This is a genomic window from Kribbella sancticallisti (assembly GCF_039530625.1).
Classification (GTDB): domain Bacteria; phylum Actinomycetota; class Actinomycetes; order Propionibacteriales; family Kribbellaceae; genus Kribbella; species Kribbella sancticallisti.
On sequence record NZ_BAAAOS010000018.1, the window covers coordinates 827233 to 847090 of the forward strand.

General features: G+C 66.8%; 20 protein-coding genes and 1 pseudogene. 8 read left to right on the plus strand and 13 right to left on the minus strand.

The features are described 5' to 3' along the window. Positions 1–61 precede the first annotated feature (61 nt). Complete coding sequence (locus tag ABD255_RS14270; protein ID WP_344213811.1) at positions 62–1558, plus strand: S8 family peptidase; 1497 nt, start codon at positions 62–64, stop codon at positions 1556–1558. 370 nt (positions 1559–1928) lie between these two features. On the opposite strand, the pseudogene ABD255_RS43685 reads toward ABD255_RS14270, so the two are convergent. After that, positions 1929–2498, minus strand: a pseudogene (locus tag ABD255_RS43685) (hypothetical protein); the annotation flags it as partial. 935 nt (positions 2499–3433) lie between these two features. Here ABD255_RS43685 and ABD255_RS14275 point away from each other — a divergent pair. Both ABD255_RS14275 and ABD255_RS14280 read left to right on the plus strand, forming a co-directional pair. Beyond that, the gene (locus tag ABD255_RS14275) at positions 3434–5281 is read left to right on the plus strand and encodes a VWA domain-containing protein (protein ID WP_344213813.1); all 1848 of its coding nucleotides are present in this window, start codon (positions 3434–3436) and stop codon (positions 5279–5281) included. A 93-nt stretch (positions 5282–5374) separates the two neighbouring features. After that, a complete protein-coding gene (locus ABD255_RS14280; RefSeq protein WP_344213815.1) occupies positions 5375–6070 on the plus strand; it encodes an alpha/beta hydrolase in 696 nt (231 codons plus the stop codon). A 32-nt stretch (positions 6071–6102) separates the two neighbouring features. On the opposite strand, the gene ABD255_RS14285 is transcribed toward ABD255_RS14280, so the two are convergent. The 5 genes from ABD255_RS14285 to ABD255_RS14305 form a co-directional block, all read right to left on the minus strand. After that, positions 6103–6735 (minus strand): DUF2461 family protein, encoded by a 633-nt coding sequence (locus tag ABD255_RS14285; RefSeq protein WP_344213817.1) that lies wholly within the window; start codon positions 6733–6735, stop codon positions 6103–6105. An 83-nt stretch (positions 6736–6818) separates the two neighbouring features. Continuing rightward, positions 6819–8036: a GNAT family N-acetyltransferase gene (locus tag ABD255_RS14290; RefSeq protein ID WP_344213819.1), complete on the minus strand. Its 1218-nt coding sequence runs from the start codon at positions 8034–8036 to the stop codon at positions 6819–6821. A gap of 82 nt (positions 8037–8118) precedes the next feature. After that, positions 8119–8715, minus strand: a complete 597-nt coding sequence (locus ABD255_RS14295; protein ID WP_344213821.1) for a DJ-1/PfpI family protein — start codon at positions 8713–8715, stop codon at positions 8119–8121. A gap of 154 nt (positions 8716–8869) precedes the next feature. Beyond that, the gene (locus ABD255_RS14300) at positions 8870–9520 is read right to left on the minus strand and encodes a DUF2867 domain-containing protein (protein ID WP_344213823.1); all 651 of its coding nucleotides are present in this window, start codon (positions 9518–9520) and stop codon (positions 8870–8872) included. A gap of 55 nt (positions 9521–9575) precedes the next feature. After that, the gene (locus ABD255_RS14305; protein WP_344213825.1) at positions 9576–9983 is read right to left on the minus strand and encodes a DUF6463 family protein; all 408 of its coding nucleotides are present in this window, start codon (positions 9981–9983) and stop codon (positions 9576–9578) included. A 139-nt stretch (positions 9984–10122) separates the two neighbouring features. Here ABD255_RS14305 and ABD255_RS14310 point away from each other — a divergent pair, with 139 nt between their 5' ends. After that, positions 10123–10713 carry a TetR/AcrR family transcriptional regulator gene (locus ABD255_RS14310; protein ID WP_344213827.1) on the plus strand — a complete coding sequence of 197 codons (591 nt, stop codon included), beginning with the start codon at positions 10123–10125 and terminating at the stop codon, positions 10711–10713. Between the two features lie 23 nt (positions 10714–10736). Here ABD255_RS14310 and ABD255_RS14315 read toward each other — a convergent pair whose 3' ends face one another. Further along, positions 10737–11324 (minus strand): TetR/AcrR family transcriptional regulator, encoded by a 588-nt coding sequence (locus ABD255_RS14315; RefSeq protein ID WP_344213829.1) that lies wholly within the window; start codon positions 11322–11324, stop codon positions 10737–10739. An 89-nt stretch (positions 11325–11413) separates the two neighbouring features. Between ABD255_RS14315 and ABD255_RS14320 the strand changes: the two genes are divergently transcribed. The 3 genes from ABD255_RS14320 (at position 11414) to ABD255_RS14330 (ending at position 13438) form a co-directional block, all read left to right on the plus strand. Then, on the plus strand, positions 11414–12271 hold the full coding sequence (locus tag ABD255_RS14320; RefSeq protein ID WP_344213831.1) for an alpha/beta fold hydrolase: 858 nt from the start codon (positions 11414–11416) through the stop codon (positions 12269–12271). A 206-nt stretch (positions 12272–12477) separates the two neighbouring features. After that, positions 12478–13050: a TetR/AcrR family transcriptional regulator gene (locus tag ABD255_RS14325; RefSeq protein WP_344213833.1), complete on the plus strand. Its 573-nt coding sequence runs from the start codon at positions 12478–12480 to the stop codon at positions 13048–13050. A gap of 4 nt (positions 13051–13054) precedes the next feature. Beyond that, a complete protein-coding gene (locus tag ABD255_RS14330; RefSeq protein WP_344213835.1) occupies positions 13055–13438 on the plus strand; it encodes a nuclear transport factor 2 family protein in 384 nt (127 codons plus the stop codon). A 178-nt stretch (positions 13439–13616) separates the two neighbouring features. Here the strand turns inward: ABD255_RS14330 and ABD255_RS14335 are convergent, their stop codons facing one another. The 5 genes from ABD255_RS14335 to ABD255_RS14355 all read right to left on the minus strand — a co-directional run bounded on the left by ABD255_RS14335 (position 13617) and on the right by ABD255_RS14355 (position 17626). After that, positions 13617–14135, minus strand: coding sequence for a hypothetical protein (locus tag ABD255_RS14335; RefSeq protein WP_344213837.1), 519 nt, complete (start codon positions 14133–14135; stop codon positions 13617–13619). Between the two features lie 17 nt (positions 14136–14152). Beyond that, a complete protein-coding gene (locus ABD255_RS14340; RefSeq protein WP_344213839.1) occupies positions 14153–14527 on the minus strand; it encodes a VOC family protein in 375 nt (124 codons plus the stop codon). 127 nt (positions 14528–14654) lie between these two features. Next, positions 14655–15599: an ArsR/SmtB family transcription factor gene (locus ABD255_RS14345; protein WP_344213841.1), complete on the minus strand. Its 945-nt coding sequence runs from the start codon at positions 15597–15599 to the stop codon at positions 14655–14657. A 168-nt stretch (positions 15600–15767) separates the two neighbouring features. Continuing rightward, positions 15768–16877 carry a M23 family metallopeptidase gene (locus tag ABD255_RS14350; RefSeq protein ID WP_344213843.1) on the minus strand — a complete coding sequence of 370 codons (1110 nt, stop codon included), beginning with the start codon at positions 16875–16877 and terminating at the stop codon, positions 15768–15770. A gap of 179 nt (positions 16878–17056) precedes the next feature. Next, complete coding sequence (locus tag ABD255_RS14355; protein WP_344213844.1) at positions 17057–17626, minus strand: nucleotidyltransferase family protein; 570 nt, start codon at positions 17624–17626, stop codon at positions 17057–17059. 464 nt (positions 17627–18090) lie between these two features. On the opposite strand from ABD255_RS14355, the gene ABD255_RS14360 reads away from it, so the two are divergent. Next, the gene (locus tag ABD255_RS14360; protein ID WP_344213846.1) at positions 18091–18690 is read left to right on the plus strand and encodes a hypothetical protein; all 600 of its coding nucleotides are present in this window, start codon (positions 18091–18093) and stop codon (positions 18688–18690) included. Positions 18691–18780: 90 nt separating this feature from the next. On the opposite strand, the gene ABD255_RS14365 is transcribed toward ABD255_RS14360, so the two are convergent. After that, positions 18781–19737, minus strand: coding sequence for a helix-turn-helix transcriptional regulator (locus ABD255_RS14365; protein ID WP_344213848.1), 957 nt, complete (start codon positions 19735–19737; stop codon positions 18781–18783). Between the last annotated feature and the right edge of the window lie 121 nt (positions 19738–19858).

Sequence of the window (19858 nt, forward strand, 5' to 3'; positions counted from 1 at the left end):
CGATCGTAATACGCCGCACCACCTTATTTTTCGAAGGTTTCTGACCAACTTGGGGGATAAAATGCCAGCAGACCAACGCCTCAAAGATGCCCTACGCCTCATCCTGGACGACCCAGGCGACTCCGAGCGCACAGGTCGTGGCAAGAAGCGAGATGACCGCGAAGAGCGGTGGCACGGCACGGCGGCCGTATACCCACCTGATTGGGAGGAGTGCGGGTACGTCGAGTACTTCTACCGCCGAGACACCATCCTCGTCCGCACGGAAGAGGTGGAGCTGGTGCTCGAAACGCTGCGTGAATCGCCGATGCCTGGGGACGACCGCGGTCCGATCATTCCCGAGAACGTCGCCATCGATCGGTTGCCCGTGATCGGCGGCGTCACCGGTCTGGTCTGGCGCTACGGCAGGACCTTCCGCTCGGTGAAGGCCGGAAAGCCCGGGAAGTTCGGTGGCAAAGACTTCGGCGGCAAGCGCGACGGCCGCTACGACGACACCGATGCGCTGTCGACGCCGACCGTACTGGCTCGGGTGGACGAAAGGCTCGGTCGCGACGTGGTGTTCGCGTGCCACGCGCTCCCGCAGAACGGCAACGGTCATCCGTGCCCAGCGACAGAGCCGGCAGAGCTGCCGAGCAGGTCGGCGAGCCCGGAACCGCCGGTGAGCGATGGGATCTGTTGCGGGACGCACGGATGGGACGGCCGTGACGTGATGGTGGGCGTCGTGGATGACGGTCTCGTCAAAAGCACAGCGGAGATGTGGTCCTGGATGGCGGGCGTGTCCGGCGACGCCGACAACCCCATTGCAGACGGCAAGATCAAGCCGTACGCGTGCCACGGGACGTTCGTCGCCGGCTGTGTGCGCTGTGTGGCGCCGAAGGCGAAGGTTCACGTCAAGAAGGCCGTGTACATCGACTGCCGGCCGTATGCGGGGATGGCGTACGAGCACGAGATCATCCAGAAGATGAGCGACCTGATGGACTGCGGTGCGGACGTCATCGTCTGCGAGTTCGACGGCTTCACCCGCTTCCATCGGCCGATGGTCACCTTCAACGTCTTCTACGACAAGCGTTTGCGTCACCTGAACGTCGTCGTGGTCGCGCCGGCCGGCAACGACACGACGTACAAGCCGACGTTCCCCGCGGCGTACTCGTGGGTGATCGGCGTCGGCGCCCTCTCTGCGGACGGCAACTGCCGCGCTTCGTTCTCCAACTACGGCGGCTGGGTCGACGTCTATGCTCCCGGCGAGGACCTGGTCAACGCCTTCACCGTCGGCGAGTACGAGTGTATCGAAGAGCCCCATGAACACAGGCGTTTCGAAGGGCTGGCCAACTGGAGTGGTACGTCGTTCTCGGCACCCCTGGTCGCCGGGATGATCGCAGCACGGATGTCCGCAACAGGCGAGAACGCTCCCCTCGCCGCCGAAGCCTTGTTGCGCTTGGCCCGCAGCCAAGCAGTCCTAGGCGTCGGCCCGGTCCTGCTCCCTCACCAGGTCTGCGCCACTCCCCGCAAGTTATGCCACCCCAGCTGCGACAGCGCCTGCGCTCACGCAGTGCTGTCCTGAAGCATGCCCACAACCCACCGGATGCAATGCACAGCCACCCGCGGTGGTCGACTGACCGCGGCGACCGGATCGAACCCCACATCGGTGACGCGGTCGGTCGCGACGCTCAAGCGTTGAGCAGAACGCGTGTGATTAAGGTGCGTGTCCCTTCTCGCACACGCGAGGCTAATCACACGCGGGGCACTGATGAAACATCAGCCACCTGCGTTTTGTGGCTATAGGAGACTTCTAGCCCAGGGGCCCCATACAGGTCAGCCAGATCCTCGCGATCCGCCCGATTACACCGCCTTCATCGCGCCAAGCTCCGTCACCATCCCGCGAATATCGGACGCACTCAGCCACTCGGCCGGCTCCAACGCCTCCAGCCCGGCTAGCGCGGCCTTCTTCTCCGCCACCGCCGCGTTGTACTGCCCCGTAACCGCCTCCGGATCCCACCCAGCCTCCAACGCCCGCTGCGGTACATCGTCGCCTCCGCCGCAGCGACCCGCCCTCGGAAGCTCTGCTCAGCCGCATCCACAGCGTCTTCCTTGCCCTGAGCCCCCACAAGAACTACAACAGTCTCATCAATATTCTTCGGGCTGAACAGACGCGCAATGCACTCGTTCACACCATCCGACAGATGGTCCTCACGAAGACAGACAGTTGGCGGATGCCCAAGCTCCTCCCTCGCTCCCGGAACGAGCGTCCGAGCCGCACACCGATAGAACATCGCGTGCCTCCGTGGAGCACCTTCCATCTTCCGCCCGCAGCTCTCGCACCGAATCGCCCCTCGAAACAGGTACGCCGCCTTGGGCGCGGTGTGCCGAGGGTTCTCCAAGATCACCTTTACCGCCGAGTGCTGCCACCCATCGCCCCGCCGATGCCGATTCTGCCGTGGCGTATGAGCAGACGGACACAACACACCCTCCCGATTCAAAATCTCCGCGATCCCCTTCAACCCAACCCCATCGAGCTACACCCCAAAGATCCGCTCAACCACCGGCGCTGCAACCTCATCAATCTCCAACACTCGAAGCCGATACCCCTCCTGCGCCTTCCTCAGATTCGGATGCAGCCCCGCGTATCAACCACCGATACCCGTACGGCGCCCGCCCACCACCCTGATGCTTCCCATCAATCAGCACCTGCGCAGCCATCGTCGCCCGAACCCGCCGCTGCACATGCTTCCAAGGCGACGGCCGCGATTGGCCGATGTCGAAGTACTCCGCGACCACCACCCCACCCAGCGGCTCAACGAAGCGCTGCGCCTCCCCCCAATTGCCACGCTAGAGATGTCCGCGGATCCTGGTTGTTCTCGGTAGAGCACCGCCCACTGACAGGCTCTACGCCACTGCGACGTGGACTGAGCGGTTCCCTCGGGCAGACACAGAGACTCGTGGCCGGCTACCAGAACATGGCAACAGTGTTCGCCGACCGGGATGCGACGGTCGCCGAGCCCTACCCGCCGGCTGACTTGGTCGCAGTACAGATCGAGGCAGTGCCGGCGGTGCTCAGGCTGATGGACCCGAGGCGCGCTGAGGAACTGCATTCTCCCGAAGGTGCGAGCGCTGCTCGGCGCGAACCGCGGCGAGTTCACGGTCGGACACGTTGAGTCATTGACGGTCGCTGGGCGGTCAGTGATCATCACTGTGGGGAAAGACGCGGAGATCGCGCGCTAGGTGCTGATCCCGCGGGGGGATTCCGAGGGGGAATCAAATGCATGCAGTGACCCTGCATGGGCGCAAGCCTGCCCACAGAAACCGTTTACTTCTCGCTGCCACGGCCTTCGCCGTAGCACTGACAGGGGCTGTCGCCGCAGCTCCTACGGCGTCCGCCGCACCGGCACCCGGTGCGTCGGCAAGTCCGACCAGCGTCAACAGGTTCGGTGTCTCGACGGTGACGCTCACGCTCGACGGTGAGAGCAGTACGCAATCGACGCCGACCGACCTGGTGCTCGTGCTGGACGAGTCCGGGAGCATCGACAGCGGCGAGTTCAGCCAGCTCAGGAACTTCGCCGACGACGTGGTCGAGGCAGTCGCCGACGACGGCCTGTTCGCCAACGGCGGCCGAGCCGCGGTGGTCGGCTTCTCGACCGGCGCGCACACCGTGATCGGCCTGAGTGCGGACGAGACCGCGGTACGAAACGCCATCACCAGCAACCCACAGGCGACGGGGACGACCTGCATCTCCTGCGGCCTCAACCAAGCCAACACCGTGCTGGGACCAAACGACCCGGCCCGCAACCAAGTGGTCATCGTGATCACCGACGGCAACGCGAACGGTGGCGACCCGACGGCAGCAACAGCGGCCTCGCTTCAGGGCAAGGCGACGGTGTTCGCGGTGGGTGTTGGCGACAGTGTCAGCCAGTCGACCCTGGAGACCATCGCGAGCGGCCCGGGATCCGACAACACCTTCTCGGTGGGCGGTTTCGGCGGCCTCGCGGCCCTGCTGGAAACCCTCGTCGCCGCCGTTTCAGTGCCTGGAGCAACGAACCCGTCGATCGCCGTGACCTTGGCGGCCGGCTGGAACCTGGTGCCGGGCTCGATCACCGCGAACCTCGCCGGATCGTCGATCGGCGCCGTGACGGTGGACGGCTTCACCTGGTCGCGGGCCAACCTCGCCGACGAGGATCTCGTCATCACCTACCAGATCAAGCACGAGGGTGCGCCCTGCGGACCACTGCCGGTGAACTCGTCGGTGGTCTACGACGACGACGAGAACGCTGTGGTGAACTTCCCGCCGGTCAGCGTCAACGTCAACTGCCTGCCGCCCGTGGCCGTCGCCGGTCCGGACAAGACGGTCGCCGAGGGTTCCGCGGTGACACTCGATGGCTCCGGCAGTCACGACCCGGACGGCATCGTCACGTCCTACGCGTGGAGCGGCGCCGACGCGGGAATCGGAACGCTCTCGAACCCGAGCAGTGCGGTCGCAACGTACAACGGTCTCGACGACGGCGCCGACGCGGTCGCCCTGACCGTGACGGACGACAACGGCCTCACCGATGACGACAGCACCACGGTGACCGTACAGAACGTGGCGCCGGTGCTGACGCTCACAACCTGCCCGATCCAGCCGAATGCGGTGAACACCGACGTGTCCTTCGCCGGCACCTTCACCGACGTGGGCACGCTGGACACCCACTCGCTGTCGGTCAACTGGGGCGACGGTTCGACGACCCCGGTGCCCGCGGTGAGTTCTCCGGTCGGGGCCACGCACCAGTACACGGCCGCCGGAATCTACGACATCGCCGTCACGGTCACCGATGACGACGGCGGCTCCGACACCGAGAGCTGCGGCTTCGTCGTGGTGTACGACCCTGACGGCGGGTTCGTCACCGGTGGTGGCTGGATCGACTCGCCGGCTGGTGCCTACCCGGCCGACCCGACGGCAACCGGCCGCGCCAACTTCGGCTTCGTGTCGAAGTACAAGAAGGGCGCTTCGGTACCGACCGGCAGCACGGAGTTCCAGTTCAAGGCCGGCAGCCTGAACTTCCACTCCAATGACTACCAATGGCTCGTTGTGGCCGGCAGCAAGGCGATCTACAAGGGCACCGGCACCATCAACGGCGCCGGCGGCTACAGCTTCATGCTGACCGCGACGGATGCGAGCCCGGATCGGTTCCGGATCCGCATCTGGCAGACCGCGGACAGCACAGTGGTCTACGACAACCAGGTCGGCGCCGCGGACGCGGCTGATCCGACCACCGCTCTCTCCGGTGGGGCGATCGTGATCCACAAGGGCTGAGCAGTACCGGTGGCCGGTGCCTGGGCCATCCCAGGCACCGGCCTTTCCTTCAGACGCCTCTGCGTCGCTCGGACTACCCGGCGAGGCGGCCTGATGGCCAAGGTCGATCGGGGTGAGTTGATCGAGCATCGTGACGACGGGGCTCACAAGCTGTCCTCGACCCAGTTGACCGAAGACGCCAGCGGCATGGGCTACGGACCTGACTGGCTCAGCTTCAGCCAGCGGGTCGCCGCCCTGCACGCGGGCACGATCGTCCCGCCGGTCAGCGGCGAGGACCCGCACGGCGAGACAGTCCCAGAGCCGTTGGCCGCCTCTTTGTGCAGCGACTTCAACTTCCCTGTCCCCGATTTCGGCCGGTACCAGTCGCTCGCCGCGGCCGAACGCAGGAACGCGCCGCATACTCGCGGCTCGTTCTCGGGCCACGCCGCGATCATGGCCTGTCTGGCCTCGCCGCCGGCCGGCAATCCTCAGCACGCCCCGAAGATCAAGACGCCCGGCAGGATCCTGATGATCAACTCAGCTCACGACCCGGCCACGCCGCACGAATGGGCCGCTGCCATACACCGTCAGACCATCGCCGGCACCGTTCTGCTCACCTACGACGGCTGGGGTCACGGCGCCTACCCCTACACCACCTGCACCCGCTCGACCACCGACAACTACCTGACCACTCTCAAGCTCCCCGCCGCCAACACCCACTGCCGGCCCAGGATCCACCGAGCGCTCCCCTGTCGACCAGCCCCGCCCCTCGACGACCATGAGCTGGTCCGGCTCGAATTGGCGGTATAACGAATCGTCGGCGATCACCCCAGCCGGCGCGGTCAGGGTCGTGACACGTTCTTGACCAGCCACCCTGCCAGCGGACGCAACTGGGAGAAAGCAGAGACCACTCGGTCGGCCGCGGCGGGTGTATGAATCCAGTCATCACAGCCAAGCGGCCGGGTCGCGATGACTGACCGGTGCCTCAGCAACTGCGCCCGCGGGTGGTCGGCCGGAGAGCCTCGGAGCGGACGCTTCAGCAGGTCGCCCGAGATCACGAACCCCTCTCGCTCGAGCTTCCGGACGATGCCGGTCAGCCGCCGTCCGGAACCGGGCTCTGCCACTGCGGTCCGATAACGCTCGATCTGCACCGCCGGCGCGTACCACCACGCCACGCCAACCTCCAGACCGTCGAGATCGAACCGGACGCTCAGTTCGACGTTCCTGGCCAGCCGAACGATCGCGTGCTGCCGCTGCCATGCCCCTACCAGGACCTCGCCATAGCCCCACACGGAGAAGTCCTCGTACGCGGAATCCGCGTCAGCCACCGCGTTGAGCAGCTCGATCATCGGACGGCGAACCAGCTCCTCCCGGTCTCGCCTGCATCGCCGCCTGACCTCGGCGGGAGGATCACCCTCCAGCTGGAGCAGCACATCGAAGGCGGCCCTCGGCCACCCCTCGAAATCACCGGTCACAGTGGCAGCCTAGCGAGCCCACGCCCTCGCCTCACGCCGTGTTCGAGCCGCGAGGACCATCCGTCGATGGCTGGTGGTGCGGACTAGAAGATCTCGAGACTGACCGGCGCGACGGGCCAACTGAAGGCGACTGTTGTCGCGGACAGCGCACCGGGAGTGTGCTCGGTGACCCGGCCTGTCGCGGCGAACTCGGCCAGCGGCCGGCCTCCCAGGTAGGCCGCGGACAGCTCGTTCACCGACAGCGAGAGGTCGGAGGCGGACTCGGTGGGTTCACAGCTGGCATGCTCGGCGTCGCCAGTCAGCCGGAATCGCCCGTTGTTGGCCTCGAGGAGGTCATCGGTCACCTCGATCACCACGTCCACACCAGTGGCATAGCGCCGCTGCGCAAGGGCGCGCGGCACGTCGGTGAGCCGAACCCACAGCGACTCGGTCAGCCGCCGACTGAGTGCCACCGGGTTGCTCACCAGCTGCTGGAGCGGTTCGTCCACCGCGGCGTTGCCGTACTCCAGTTTGGCGGCCAGATCGAGCGTCAGCAGGTGGTGCCACAGCGCGTGGTACGCCGTCGGCTCGAGAGCGACCAATTCCTCCACGGTCACCTCGTTGGCCGGACCGGCCGGCCCCCAGCTCAGCTTGCCGCGCCACAGCGCGTACCCGTCCAGCGCGCCGGCCTCATCGCGATGCACCAGGATCTGCCGCGCCGTTCTACCGCCGCGATTCTCGGGCTTGTCTTCGAGTTGCCTACGCCAACGCTGCTCGGACCGGCCCGACACCCCCGGACGCTTCGCCTGCAACTCCCGAAGCATGGGCGCCAGCTGAGCCGGTGCGTCCTCGGCGAGCACCTCCTCGATGCGGCCGCCGCCGCGGTACACGGGATGCGGCATGACCCTGTGCAGGTCGACCTCGTACGACACGCCCCAGGCCGCCGGGGCGTAGCCGAACCGGCCATAGATGCCGGGCTCGCTCGCCCAAAGCACCGCTAGAGCTTCCGGCACTTCGCGCAACTGCCGGCTCATCAGCCTGGACAGGATCCCTTGTCGCCGGTGAGTCGCACGGACCCCGACCGCGGTGACGTGCGCCGCCGGAACCACGCCTCCCGGCACCGACAAGTCACGACTCATCGCCTTGGCAGAAGCGATGAACTGGTCGCCGTCCACAGCGACCAGCGCCCGCTTCGGCTCGAACAACTCCCGGTCCAGGTCGGTCGGCGTGCTCTCGAACATCATCGCCGCCGCGAACAGCCCCGCGAACCGATCATGCTCATCAGCCGTCGCCGCCCGCAGTTCGTACTCGGAGTTCACCATGACGGCATCGTCACACGCCGCACCGACAAACCTCTCGAGGACACCACAACCTGGGGTCTGATGGAGACGTCAGCCACCCGCGTCAGCGGCGCCAGATGTCGCGAGCGGGCTGGTACTCCATGAACTTGGCGATTTCGGCGGCAAGGTCGGCGTCGAGTTCGCGTTCGACGATCCAGAAGGCCAAGTCGATGCCGGAGGTGATGCCGCCGGCCGTAATCAGATCGCCGTCGTCGACCACCCGGTTGGGCTTGAGGTCCGTTCCCGCCTCCCGGAGGTCCTCCCAGGCGGTGTGATGGGTCGTCGCCGCGCGGCCCTTGGTCAGGCCGGCAGCGGCGAGCAGCATCGAGCCTGTGCAGACCGATCCGACCCAGCTCAGCTTCGGCGCCAGCTCCGCCAACCGCGCGGGCAGTTCTCCGCGCTGGACTTCAGCCCAGGCGCCCTTCTCGGCCCGGCTGCCCCAGCCTCCGCCCGGCACGAAGACGGCGTCCGGGTTCGTGTTCCCCAAACTGTCCGTAGCCCGGAACTGCAGCCCGTTCATCCCTGTCACCTCGACCGGGCCGTCGAGCCCGACCAAGGTGAGTTCGAGCCGTCCCATCCGGGCCGCGGTGCCCCAGACCTCGAACGGGCCCACCACATCCATCTCGTCCACACCGTCGAAAACCACGATCTCGATTCGCATGCGTCCACCCTCACGCCCGGCGCCGAACCGAACCAGTACAGCGATGGCCGAAGTTCGTCAGCAACTGGCCACCTGACGCAATGGACAGGACCAGTTGGCGAGCGGGAACAGCCCTCTTGGTCAGGTTGCCCGCGGCACCGACCGGCTCGGTGGCTCATGGGGTATCGGTCGATGCGGAGGTGGTGCCGGTGGGGTCGCTCGGTGGTGAGGCAGTTGGGGTGTCCTGCCACCTACGGGCGATTTGCTTCATCAGCTGCGGATAGACGATCACATAGCGAAGAGGCTTGATCCCGGCCATGTAGACCCGCCCGAACAGGCCATTGGGTTTGACCAGCGCGGTCATCTGGGCGCGGTAGCCGCCCGAGCCGTCGGAGACCCACCCATAGTGGGACAGGCAGTGCACGGTCTTGTTCGACAACTCCCAGCACATCTCGTTGTGCGTGAGGTAGACCGGCCGAAACGGCGTCCCCTGTGGCACCGGCGGGATCGGCCCGTCGCGCAGATCGGCCGGTAGCCGGTCACGCAGGGACGGTGCGCGGATCCCGAGGCCTTGTTCGGCTTTGTCCCAGCCCAGCAATCGCCCGAGCTGCCAGCGCAGGTCCCACAGCGCGCGCGCCGGCCACGCCCAGCCGTCCGTCGGATTGTGGTCGTCGCGCGCGAGCCGCTCGTCCATCCGAACGAATCGCTCGAAGTCGTCCGGTCCGCCAGGAGTCGGCAGGGCCCACACGTCCTCGATATGGAAATCGGCAGCGATCTCGTGGATGCGCCACGGCTGATCGGTGTGGGCGCTGTTGGGAATCCTCATGACGACCTACCGCCCACGACCGGGGGCTGAGGGTGTCCGGCGCCGTTCGAAGCGATCATGAGAGTACGGCCTGGGGCGCGGCGCTGTCGGAGCGGGTGGCGCGGCGGGCTCCGACCACCAGCAGCACGATCGCGAGCACGCCGAGCGGCCAGGGCGTGAACGGCTGGACCACTGCATCGATGACGGTCCAGATTCCCAGGATCCAGGCGATGAACGCCGGCGGCGTGATGCCCCGGCGGTCCATCCACAACACGATTAAACCGATCACGACGAGCTGCGGGCCGAAACTCTCGACACTGAGCCAGTACGCGCTGCCTGCCGTGCTCATCTCACTCAGATCCTCATGCCACAGACCCCCGCTGAACCACGTGCCGGCATGGCGCGCAGCCTTCTCCACGACGAGAGCGCCGAGTGTGTGCGCGGCTCCGGAGAGCGTCAGGATCCAACCCGCCCATTTGATCATCCGAGTGCTCCGTTCGTCTCGCGAAGCTGTGCTCCGCGCACAGCTTCATTCCGGAACTACAGTTCCGGAACCTTTGTTCCGTATCATGCAGGGTGTGGCAACTGGAAGGCAACAAGGCGGACGCCCCCGCGACAGTCGCGTGGATCACAAAATCCTGCAGACCGCCCGGGAGCTGATCGAAGAGGCCGGCTACCCAGCCCTGACTGTCGACCAGGTCGCGGTCCGGGCCGGGGTGGGCAAGGCGGCGATCTACCGCCGTTACGCCTCCAAGGCCGAGATGGCGTTTGCCGCCACCATGCACGGACAGTGGCCGCCTCCCCTGACCGACGCCGGCTCCCTGTACGAGGATCTGCTGGCGTTGGCCCGCGCGTTTCATGTCCGCATGGCCACCCCGACCGCCAGGCAGGTGGCACCGGCCCTGATCAGCGAACTTGCCGGCAATCCTGACCTGGATGCCCAATTTCAAAACACCTTCTTGGCCGCTGAACACGCCGCTCTCGCTGAAATCATCGAACGGGCCGTGGGCCGCGGTGAGCTGGCCGGGCCGATAGATCCCACGATTGCCCACCTGCTACTGCTCGGCTCCCTCGCGGCCGGCCTGTACATCATCAACCTGACCGTCGACGACACGATGATCACCGAGCTCGCCACTGCCGCAGCTGCCGGCATCGCCGCCCTGGCCGATCGGCACCACAGCGGCAACCCCCAAGGAGCCACCCAGCCGCAGTGACTCAGCCTGCCTCGCGGTCGAAGTCAGCCGCGCTCCATGGCTGCGAGCAAGAGCCCGGCCATCGAGCGGCCGGCCACCAACAGTGGCTCCGGATCGCGGGCGGCCCGGGATAGAACGAACGCCCCCTCCAAGATCATGATCATCGAATAGGCGAGTGACCGTGCTGCGCCCTGGTCGGACACCCAGCGGGCGAACCACTGCTCACTGACACTGACCCACGCGGCGAAGACCTCCGCCGTCGCGACACGGAGCACCTCATTGGTGCCGGCGACCTCCAACGCCACCGTCGCGATCGGGCAGGCGTCGGCATAGTCGCTCGCGGCAAGGTCGTCCGCGGCCGCCTGGAAGGCGTGCGCAACGGCCTCGACCGGGTCCGGAACGCTCTCGAGCAACGCCAGCACCATCTGGCCGTACGCAGCTCCGGAGGTGCGGATCGTCTCCTCGGCCAACTGCTGCTTACCGCCGGGGAAGAAGTGGTAGATCGACCCGAAAGGCGCGTCGGCATCCGTCGCGATCCGCTTCAGGCCGGTGCCCGAGTAGCCGTTGCGGCGAAACAACATCGTGGCTGTGTCCCGGATCCTGCTTCGTGTGTCCGGCTGCCGCTGTCCCATCGCCTCTCGCCCTTCTGTACCAAGTGTGTTGGCGTGTCGCGCCAGGTTCACTAGGCTCCAGTAGAACAATCTATCAAATGGAGGCGGCGATGCCCCAGATCAAGCTGTCATCCGGGCCGATCGACTATCAGGACACGGGCGGTGGAGGGCCGGCGCTGGTCCTCGTCCATGGGTTGCCGATGAACGAAACGCAATGGCGCAAGGTGGTGCCGCTGCTGGCCGGGTATCGCTGCATCATGCCCACGCTGCCTCTCGGCGGTCATCGTCGACCGATGAACCCGGACGCCGATCTGTCCCAACGCGGCGTCGCACGGCTGCTGGGTGAATTCATCGAACGCCTGGGCCTGGACGACGTCACCCTCGTACTCAACGACTGGGGCGGTGGCCAGTTCCTGGTCATGGACGGGCAGGGTCAACGGGTCGCGCGGCTGGTACTGGTGGCCTGCGAGGCGTTCGACAACTTCCCGCCAAAACCGGCCAAGGCGTTGACTGTGGTGTGCAGGGTTCCCGGCGGTGTCTGGCTTCTGACCAGACTGATGCGCCTTCCCTCATTCCGGAACAACCGCAACGGATACGGCGGAATGAGCCTGCGCGGGATCCCGGACGAGATCCTGGACGACTGGTTCGCTCCCGCGACCCGGAGCAGGGCCATTCGCAGAGATTTCGCCAAGTTCGCCACCTCGGCGCCCAAGCGCGAGACCTTGCTGGCCTGGAGTGAGCGACTACGTGACTTCGACCGCCCTGTACTGGTCGTCTGGGCGACCGAAGACCGATTGATGCCGCGCGAGCACGGCCCACGGCTGGCAGAACTGTACCCGAAGGGCCGGCTGATCGAGATCGCCGACTCGTCCACCCTCATCCCAGAGGACCAGCCCGAACGGCTCGCCGAGGTGCTCACCAACTTCCTGATCGAGACTGGAGCGGAGCCGTCCCGGCCCACCATTTGAGCCAAGGACAGCGGGCGATCCCCGGGCCCACAAGCCACATCGGCACAACGCCAGATGGTGGCCAGAGGAAGTCCCGGCCCGCACAACAGATGATCGAAGGTGCGGGTTGGCGGTGACCGTGATGACCCCGAGAAGGCAACAACGGCCGAAGAGGGCGACGGACAATCCGCAGGCCAGGTTCTGGTGAGAGTAGAGGTGTGACACGAATGGGTGCACTGCGCACGCCGCGGGAGCGATGGATCGAGGAGGGTCTTCGGATTCTGGCCGGCGGTGGCATGGACGCTGTGCGCATCGAGGTGCTTGCCAAGGCACTCGATGTGACCAAGGGCGGCTTTTATGGCTACTTCGCCGATCGTGAAGCTTTGCTGACGGAGATGCTCGATGCGTGGGAGCGCGAATCCATCGACGAGGTCTTTCGCCAGATTGAACAGCTTGGCGGGGATGTGAAGGACCAGGTGAGACTGGCCGGAAGGCTCACCTTCGCCGGCGACCGGCTGCTTCCCATCGACCTGGCAGTTCGCGACTGGGCTCGCCGTGACCCGGAGGTCGCCGAGCGCCTGCGCCGGGTCGACAACCGCCGAATGCAACTGCTGCGCGATGCGATCAGCACCCTTTGCGCCGATCCCGACGAGGTCGAGGCGCGCTGCCTACTTGCGTTCTGCCTGGCAATCGCCAATACCCTGCTCGCAGTCGATCACCCCCACCGCACGCGAAGCGAGGTCGTGGCCCATGCCGCAGATCTCATCCTCGCCGATGCCAGCGGCCGAGTACATGAATAGCAAGGTGACGGCAGAACAGTTCAGGGACCTACTGGCCCGCATCGAGATCGGCTGGTCGCAGGGCCGGCCGGAACTGGCAGCCGCGTGCTTCCATGAGGACGCCATCTACGTCGAACCTGGTGGACGGCAGCTCTATACCGGGCGACAAGAAATCTGGGAGCTGTCCGGTGGTTCTACGCCCAGCGCCATGCGAATGGAATGGCATCACGTCATCTTCGACGAAGACCGGCAGACGGGTGCGGCCGAGTACACCTTCAAGGGACGCCGCCAGTTCCACGGCCTCGTCCTGATCAAGTGCCAAGAAGGGCTGATCTGGCGCTGGCGCGAGTACCAATATCATGACGAGAATCCATGGGCCGCTTTCATCGAGCCGTCAGAGTTCGAATGAGCCGGGTGGAACCGCTGCTCAGGAGGTGAGCGTGACACGCTCGCGGCCGGCTGCCTCAGCGACGGCCACCATGAGTCAGTAGCCACCACCACCCCGGTCATTCGCCGGCCAGGCAACGAACTCAGTGTCCAACGGTGACCGCGGGGAAGTAGCCGAAGGCAACCATCGGATGAAGGTCTCAGGTCAGCGGTTCGCTTCGGTAGTGCTCGGCGTCCTCGGTCACGAGTACTCCTTCGCCCTTACCCAATGGACGGATCACCTGACCGGTCAGTCCCAGTACGGCGGCTTCGTTGGTGGGGCTGTGGCCGACGACGAGTGCGCGTCCGCCCTCTGGCAGGCCTTCGATCAGTTGCCTCAACGTCAGGCCCAGCAGCCACGACTCCCGCTCGACGAGCTCCGGGTCGACCGCGCGGATGGCCTCGACGTCCGCACCCTTGCCTGCTGCCTTCGCCGCGTCGCGCCAGCGGCCTTCCACCGATGAGCGGAGGCCAGTCGCTTCGGTGATCGGTACGTCGTCCTGGCCGGCCGCGCTCCGCAGTACCTCCAGCATCTGGGTGCAGCGTGACGCGCCGGTCGACACGAACGCGACGTACGGCGGGCTCAGCCGGCCGCTGATCGCCTCGGCATCCGCTACTCCGCGTGGCGTTAGGCGATCACCGTCGTTGTCCGTGTGCCGGAGCAGCTCGACGTACCGCATCATCTCGATCCCTTCGGCTAGCCACCGTACGGGCGGGTGATGATCTCCAGGATGTGGCCGTTCGGATCCAGCCAGTACACACCCCGACCGCCGTCATTGGTGTTGATCTCCCCCGGCCGTTGCCGGAAGGGATCGGCCCAGTAATCCAAGCCACGTTCACGAATCCGCCCGAAGATCGCGTCGAACTCCGGTTCCCCGACCAGGAACGCGTAGTGCTGCGGAGCGATCGGGCCACGCTCGTCCGCGAAATCCAGGGACACCTCACCCAGCTGCACGACCAGAAACGGCCCGTACGGCGCAGGCTCGGCGACCCCGAGTATCTCCGCGAGGAATCCAGCGGCTTCGCCCTTGTCCCGAGACCGCACGATGGTGTGATTGAGCCGAACCGTCATATGCCAATCTCACATCGTCGGCCGGTCGCTGTCACTAGCTGCCCTTCGTCGCCATGGTCAGGCGCCGATGCTCAGGCGTGTGGCTAGGGTGCGCACGTGAGGATCGAGGAAGTTGAACCGCGCCAGGTCAGGGCACACCGGCCAGTTGGTCTCCGAGCGGCGTGCGTTCGTAGAGCACGACCCGGCCGGTGCGCCTTGCCCTGACCAGGCCCTGAGCGGTCATCGCCCGCAGCGACTGGTTCGCCGCCGACGGGGACACGCCGAACATCGCCGCCAGCGCGGTCGTCGACTGTCCGGTGCCGAGGGCGCGGAGGTACCGCAGCCGGCTCGCGTTGAGGATGCCGTCGCCGCCGGAAGTGCCGGTGTCGTCGGTCCACATCGAACGCTGGTTGGCGGCGCAGTACATCAGCAGCGGGTCGGAATCGCGGAGCGGGGTCGAACTGCTCAGGGTGAACAGGGACGGTATGACGAACAACGGCCGGCCCCGGGTGTTGAGGATGAGGTCGTCGTGCCCCAGGACGTGCGCCTTGATCGACGTGGCGTCAGCGCGGAAGCCGGGGCCACAGCCGTTCAGGGTCGCGATCACCCCCTCCGCCGCCAGGGACCGGGAGCGAGACGCGACGTCGGCGTCGAGTGTCGCCTTCATCCGCGGCCAGTGCGGCTGAAACGCCAGCCGCCAGTAAGCCTCCAAGGCATCAGCCAACCGGTCACCTGACGATCGCCCGCTGGTCCTGAGCCGGCGCGGGATCGAGCCGACCGCGAACTCGATGTCCGCCCCGAGCGCTCGCAGGTCCTGATCACGCAGGTAGGCCAACTGCGCGTCGATGGTCAACGACACGCCAGGACGCGGGTTGAACAGATCCGGGGTGTCGAAGTTCGACCCGATCAGCCCGCTCAAGACGTCGAGCGGGAGCTGGTCACGCACCCGGCAGACCGCGGCGTACCAGGGGGCCTGGAGCGGGTAGCTACTCGGCGAGCGCAGCGCACGCAAAGAGTTGCCGAGTTCGGTCAGCGGCGAGACGGCGAAACGCACCAGCCCGTAGTCGCCCGCCTCCAACTGATAGAGGGCCACGGCCGATTGTAAGCACGGCAAATGAACCAACACGCCGTCCGACGACAGGCAAACAGCGGATCGGTATCCCTGTTCAGGGGCCCGGGCAGAGAAGAGGGCCGGTCGAGGCCTTGTGCAACGGGCTCCGCACCCGGCGGGGACGGCGCCGGGTGCGGAGTCGGTGGTGGATCAGCTGTAGCGGTTGTAGATCGCTGTGCCTGGGCAGGCGGTGACTCCGAGGCGGGTCGCGCAGCCCTGGTACTGGCTGTTGCCGTTCCACCAGGTCCAGCCGCCGATGGTACGACCGTGCAGCCAGGTGTACATGCCGTTGTAGTTGGCGTCGTACGTCCGCAGGCTCCAGTGGACATGAGCACCTGTCGCGGAGCCACCGGCGCAGACGTCGGTACCGATGTTGCCCAGCAGCGCGCTCGAGCCGACCGACGTCCCGTTGTAGTACGTCGCGTTCCACAGGTGGTAGTAGTCCGTCGAGAAGCCGTTCGGGTGGATCACCCGCGTCCAGCCGCCGCCCGCACCGCACATCGACGTGGCCGTACCCTCCCGGGAAGAACGGATCCTGCCGCTGGCATTGCCTCCGGCCAAGTCCAGGCTGCTCCAATAGCCGTTGACGCCGTCCGAGGCATGCGGGCCACCGGTCACGGTCATGTAGTAGTCCGGCATCCAGGGCAACAGCAGCCCACCGGTGTTGGCCGCCGTGGTCGCGGCGCCCGTCGGTTGTTGCGTCACTGACTGCTGCTGCACTGCCTGATGCTGCGCGTACGCCGTCATGGACCGCCGTTCGGCCGCTCCTACGAGCGGGGAGGTCGCGACCTGGTCGGCGAACTCACGATCACCTTCGACTCCGGTGACCCACTGGCCCGCCGAGTATCGGGCGATGTACAGCCAACCCTCGGGGTGGGCACCCGGAGACGCCGACGCCTCGACGTACGCGACGCCACGGGCCCACCCCGGCGCCGCCGAGCGGACATCGACGACAACCTTGCGACCCTGCGCGGCGAGCCGGCTGATGGCGTCGGCCGGTGCGAGGCCACGGCCCGCCTCGGACCGCGCCAGTGCGTCAGTGGCGACCGCGTCGACCAACGACTGGCGGGACACGCCGAGCGTGCCGGCGATCGCGGCAGGCATCTTCAAAGTCACACCTGGCGCGACCGGGCTCGGGGTTGCGCCGACATCGCGGACCGCGGTCGCGTCGTGGGGTGCCGCCACGGCAGGGGCGGCAACGAGCATGCCGGCTGCGGCGACAGCGGCGAAGGTGGATCTTACGAACAGGTTCGAGGGCATGGGCGGTGACCCTTCTGATCGAGATGACCTGCCGGACGGGACAGGTAACGCGAGTTTGGCAGAGGGTTCCGTACATCACGAGAACTTGTAGCGAAACACTTACAGCTCGCCGGGCTGACCGGGACGTCGATGCGCCCAGGGTGGTCTCGCGGGTGAGAAGCGCGACGGGGCCGGTTCGTTCACGCCTGGGGATGGTCCTGGTCGTTGCCATGGGCAAGGTCGTCGCACGGGACCAGAACGCAGCCGGCCCCACGCAAGTAGTGGCCGGCTCCGCGATCGCCGACAGCGGCCGCCTTCGCGCCGCCGAAGTGCGCGCGCCCGATCAGCACCGGGTGCCCCGCCCGACCCTCGTAGGATGCGCGCGCCAGACCATCCGGACCCGCCGCAGAGGCGAGCACTCGCCGGACGACGTCCGCTCCGACATCCGGCAGATCCACCAGATGCACCAGAGCCGCCTCGGCCTTGGTGGTGCTCGCCCACGTCAGACCGCTGCGAAGGGATGCACCCATCCCCGTCGACCACTCGAGTGACGGCACTATCGAAACTCCTTGATCCACAAGAAGTTCGGCCACCTCGTCACCAGCGGCGCCAACCACCACAGCCACTTCGGTACAACCACCGGAGCGCAGTACGTCGACCGACCGGACCACCCACGGCACTCCTCCCCCGTCCATCACCAGCGCCTTCGGACCACCCATCCGCGTCCCCGCACCGGCAGCGAGCAGTACTCCGACGACGACGGGCTTCATGCCAGCACGGTACCTGGAGGCCGGGCTCTCACAAGCGCCAGCGGCGACTCGCATCTACCGGCGTCAGTGGCGGCAGCCAACTGGCAATCCCTTCACCTGGGCACACCGGGACGGTGGCGGGTGCAGTTACGCGGGCGCTCTTTCGGCCGGGGCGTGGATCGGCCCGGCGAGCGAGCACAGCGGAAGGCCGGTCGCGTGGGTCTGTTCAAGCAGGATCTCCGCGGCGATCGACAGCGCGGTCTCCTCTGTCGTTCGAGCGCCCAGATCCAGCCCGATACCCTCCCAGCTGTTCGGAATACTGAACGCAGTGCGGAGTATTGAACACACGGTCTTTGGCGAGGGTTTATTTAAGTGTCAAGGACTCAGGCGCTCGCTCCTGCCCACGAGCAGGGGCCCTGGTCGGTGGTGGTGGGTATGGGCGGCGGTTTTCGCCGATTGGAGGTGGGCCGGTTAGGGTCTGCCGGGTGTCCATCTTCGATGTCGCCGCACCAGACCACGAACTGCCGGATGTAGAGGAACGCGCCTGGCGTGAAGTGTCCGATGTCGGCGTGGCCACCGCACGGATCGAGTGGGCGGGCGCCGCGCGGGAGATGCTGCTCGTCGCAGCCACGAAGTACCAGGCGCTCGTGCAGCACAAGGACATCGCCACCGGCGTACAGGAGTTGACCGGCATCCGGACCAAGCAGCCGACCCGGCAGTGGATCGGTGGCGTTCTCGCCGAGGTGTCCGCGGAGAGCCTGCGGCGCGGGGAACCGATGCTGTCGGCGCTGTGCGTCAACCCGGACGAGAGCGTCTTCGACGGGTACGCCGCCATCGTGGGTGCGGCGACGGGTACCACTCCCCCGGACCCGGACGTCCATGCGTCCCACGAGCGCCTCGCCAACTACCGTCATTTCGAGGCCGCCGGTCTGCCGGCCGACGGTGGCAGTGCGATGATCCCGCCGAAGCTCGGCGCCGCCCGCGCGCGAGCCCGCAAGGCCGCGATCGCCGAGCGCCCGATCAACAAGTGCCCCCGCTGCAACCTGCAGACCCCGGCCAACGGGATCTGCGACACCTGCGACTGACTCGACAACAATTCGATCACCTCCGGTACGCCGATCCGCGCGCGGAATTCGTCCCACGCGGCCAGGGGTCGGCGCCCTCGGGCCGGTCCGCTACCTCCGGCTCGCTCGCTGGAGGCGGGCGGCGATGGGGCCGATGACGTCGTGCAACTCCGCGGGTTCCTCGATGTCGAAGTCGAAGCCGAGCAGCGCGATCCAGACGGCGAGTTGTTCGAGGGACGGCGAGCCGACGATCATCCGGCACCGTCCGTCATCGACAGGTTCCACCACGCCCGCGGTCGGCGGCACCACCTCCTGTACTTCGGACGCCGGGGCGTGCAGGATGAAGCGGCCCTGGATGGGATAGACCGAGATCGAGATGGCGGTCGAGGTCAACCGCGCGACATCCTGATCGGACAACTCGTGCGGGGTGAACCGGGGACCCGTCGGGACGCGCGGAGTCAGCCGATCGACCCGGAAGGTCCGCCAGTCGTCCCGGTCGATGTCCCAGGCAACGAGATACCAGCGACGTCCGGTGTGCACCAGCCGATGTGGCTCGGTCGTGCGGGTGGTCGGCGTACCGGCCTTGTCCTGATAGTCGAACCGCAGCCGCTGCCGGTCCCGGCAGGCCGCCGCGACCGCCGTCAGTACGCCGGAGTCGACGGTCGGGGCACCACCGGCCAGCGGGACGGTCATCTGCTGCAGCGAATTCACCCGGTGGCGGAGTCGCGACGGCAACACCTGCTCCAGCTTGGCCAGCGCGCGCAGCGACGTCTCCGCGATCCCTGCCACGGTGCCTCCGGCAGCGGTTCGCAGGCCGACCGCAACAGCGACGGCCTCGTCGTCATCCAGCAGCAGCGGTGGCAACTGCGCGCCCGCGCCCAGTTGGTAGCCCCCGGCAACACCGAGCATCGCGTTCACCGGGTAGCCGAGGTTGCGCAGCTTGTCGACGTCACGGCGTACCGTCCGGACCGTCACGCCGAGCCGCTCCGCGAGCTGCCCGCCGGTCCATTCGTGCCGCGACTGCAGCAACGAGAGCAGCTTGAGCAATCTTCCCGAGGTCTCCAGCATGATGTAAATCCTGACAGTGAAAGAGGACCGAAGCTGACCTACTTCGATTCTAGCCTGGAGGTCAGTGTCAGGGTGACGTTGCCGCTCGCGCGGTGGTTGGATCCTGAGCACCTGGAGCCTG

Bases quoted from the DNA above. Each gene is read 5' to 3' on its own strand.
- ABD255_RS14270 (WP_344213811.1), top strand. From the start codon at position 62: ATGCCAGCAGACCAACGCCTCAAAGATGCCCTACGCCTCATCCTGGAC.
- ABD255_RS14280 (WP_344213815.1), top strand. From the start codon at position 5,375: ATGGCCAAGGTCGATCGGGGTGAGTTGATCGAGCATCGTGACGACGGG.
- ABD255_RS14290 (WP_344213819.1), bottom strand. From the start codon at position 8,036: ATGGTGAACTCCGAGTACGAACTGCGGGCGGCGACGGCTGATGAGCAT.
- ABD255_RS14295 (WP_344213821.1), bottom strand. From the start codon at position 8,715: ATGCGAATCGAGATCGTGGTTTTCGACGGTGTGGACGAGATGGATGTG.
- ABD255_RS14300 (WP_344213823.1), bottom strand. From the start codon at position 9,520: ATGAGGATTCCCAACAGCGCCCACACCGATCAGCCGTGGCGCATCCAC.
- ABD255_RS14305 (WP_344213825.1), bottom strand. From the start codon at position 9,983: ATGATCAAATGGGCGGGTTGGATCCTGACGCTCTCCGGAGCCGCGCAC.
- ABD255_RS14315 (WP_344213829.1), bottom strand. From the start codon at position 11,324: ATGGGACAGCGGCAGCCGGACACACGAAGCAGGATCCGGGACACAGCC.
- ABD255_RS14320 (WP_344213831.1), top strand. From the start codon at position 11,414: ATGCCCCAGATCAAGCTGTCATCCGGGCCGATCGACTATCAGGACACG.
- ABD255_RS14325 (WP_344213833.1), top strand. From the start codon at position 12,478: ATGGGTGCACTGCGCACGCCGCGGGAGCGATGGATCGAGGAGGGTCTT.
- ABD255_RS14335 (WP_344213837.1), bottom strand. From the start codon at position 14,135: ATGCGGTACGTCGAGCTGCTCCGGCACACGGACAACGACGGTGATCGC.
- ABD255_RS14340 (WP_344213839.1), bottom strand. From the start codon at position 14,527: ATGACGGTTCGGCTCAATCACACCATCGTGCGGTCTCGGGACAAGGGC.
- ABD255_RS14350 (WP_344213843.1), bottom strand. From the start codon at position 16,877: ATGCCCTCGAACCTGTTCGTAAGATCCACCTTCGCCGCTGTCGCCGCA.
- ABD255_RS14355 (WP_344213844.1), bottom strand. From the start codon at position 17,626: ATGAAGCCCGTCGTCGTCGGAGTACTGCTCGCTGCCGGTGCGGGGACG.
- ABD255_RS14365 (WP_344213848.1), bottom strand. From the start codon at position 19,737: ATGCTGGAGACCTCGGGAAGATTGCTCAAGCTGCTCTCGTTGCTGCAG.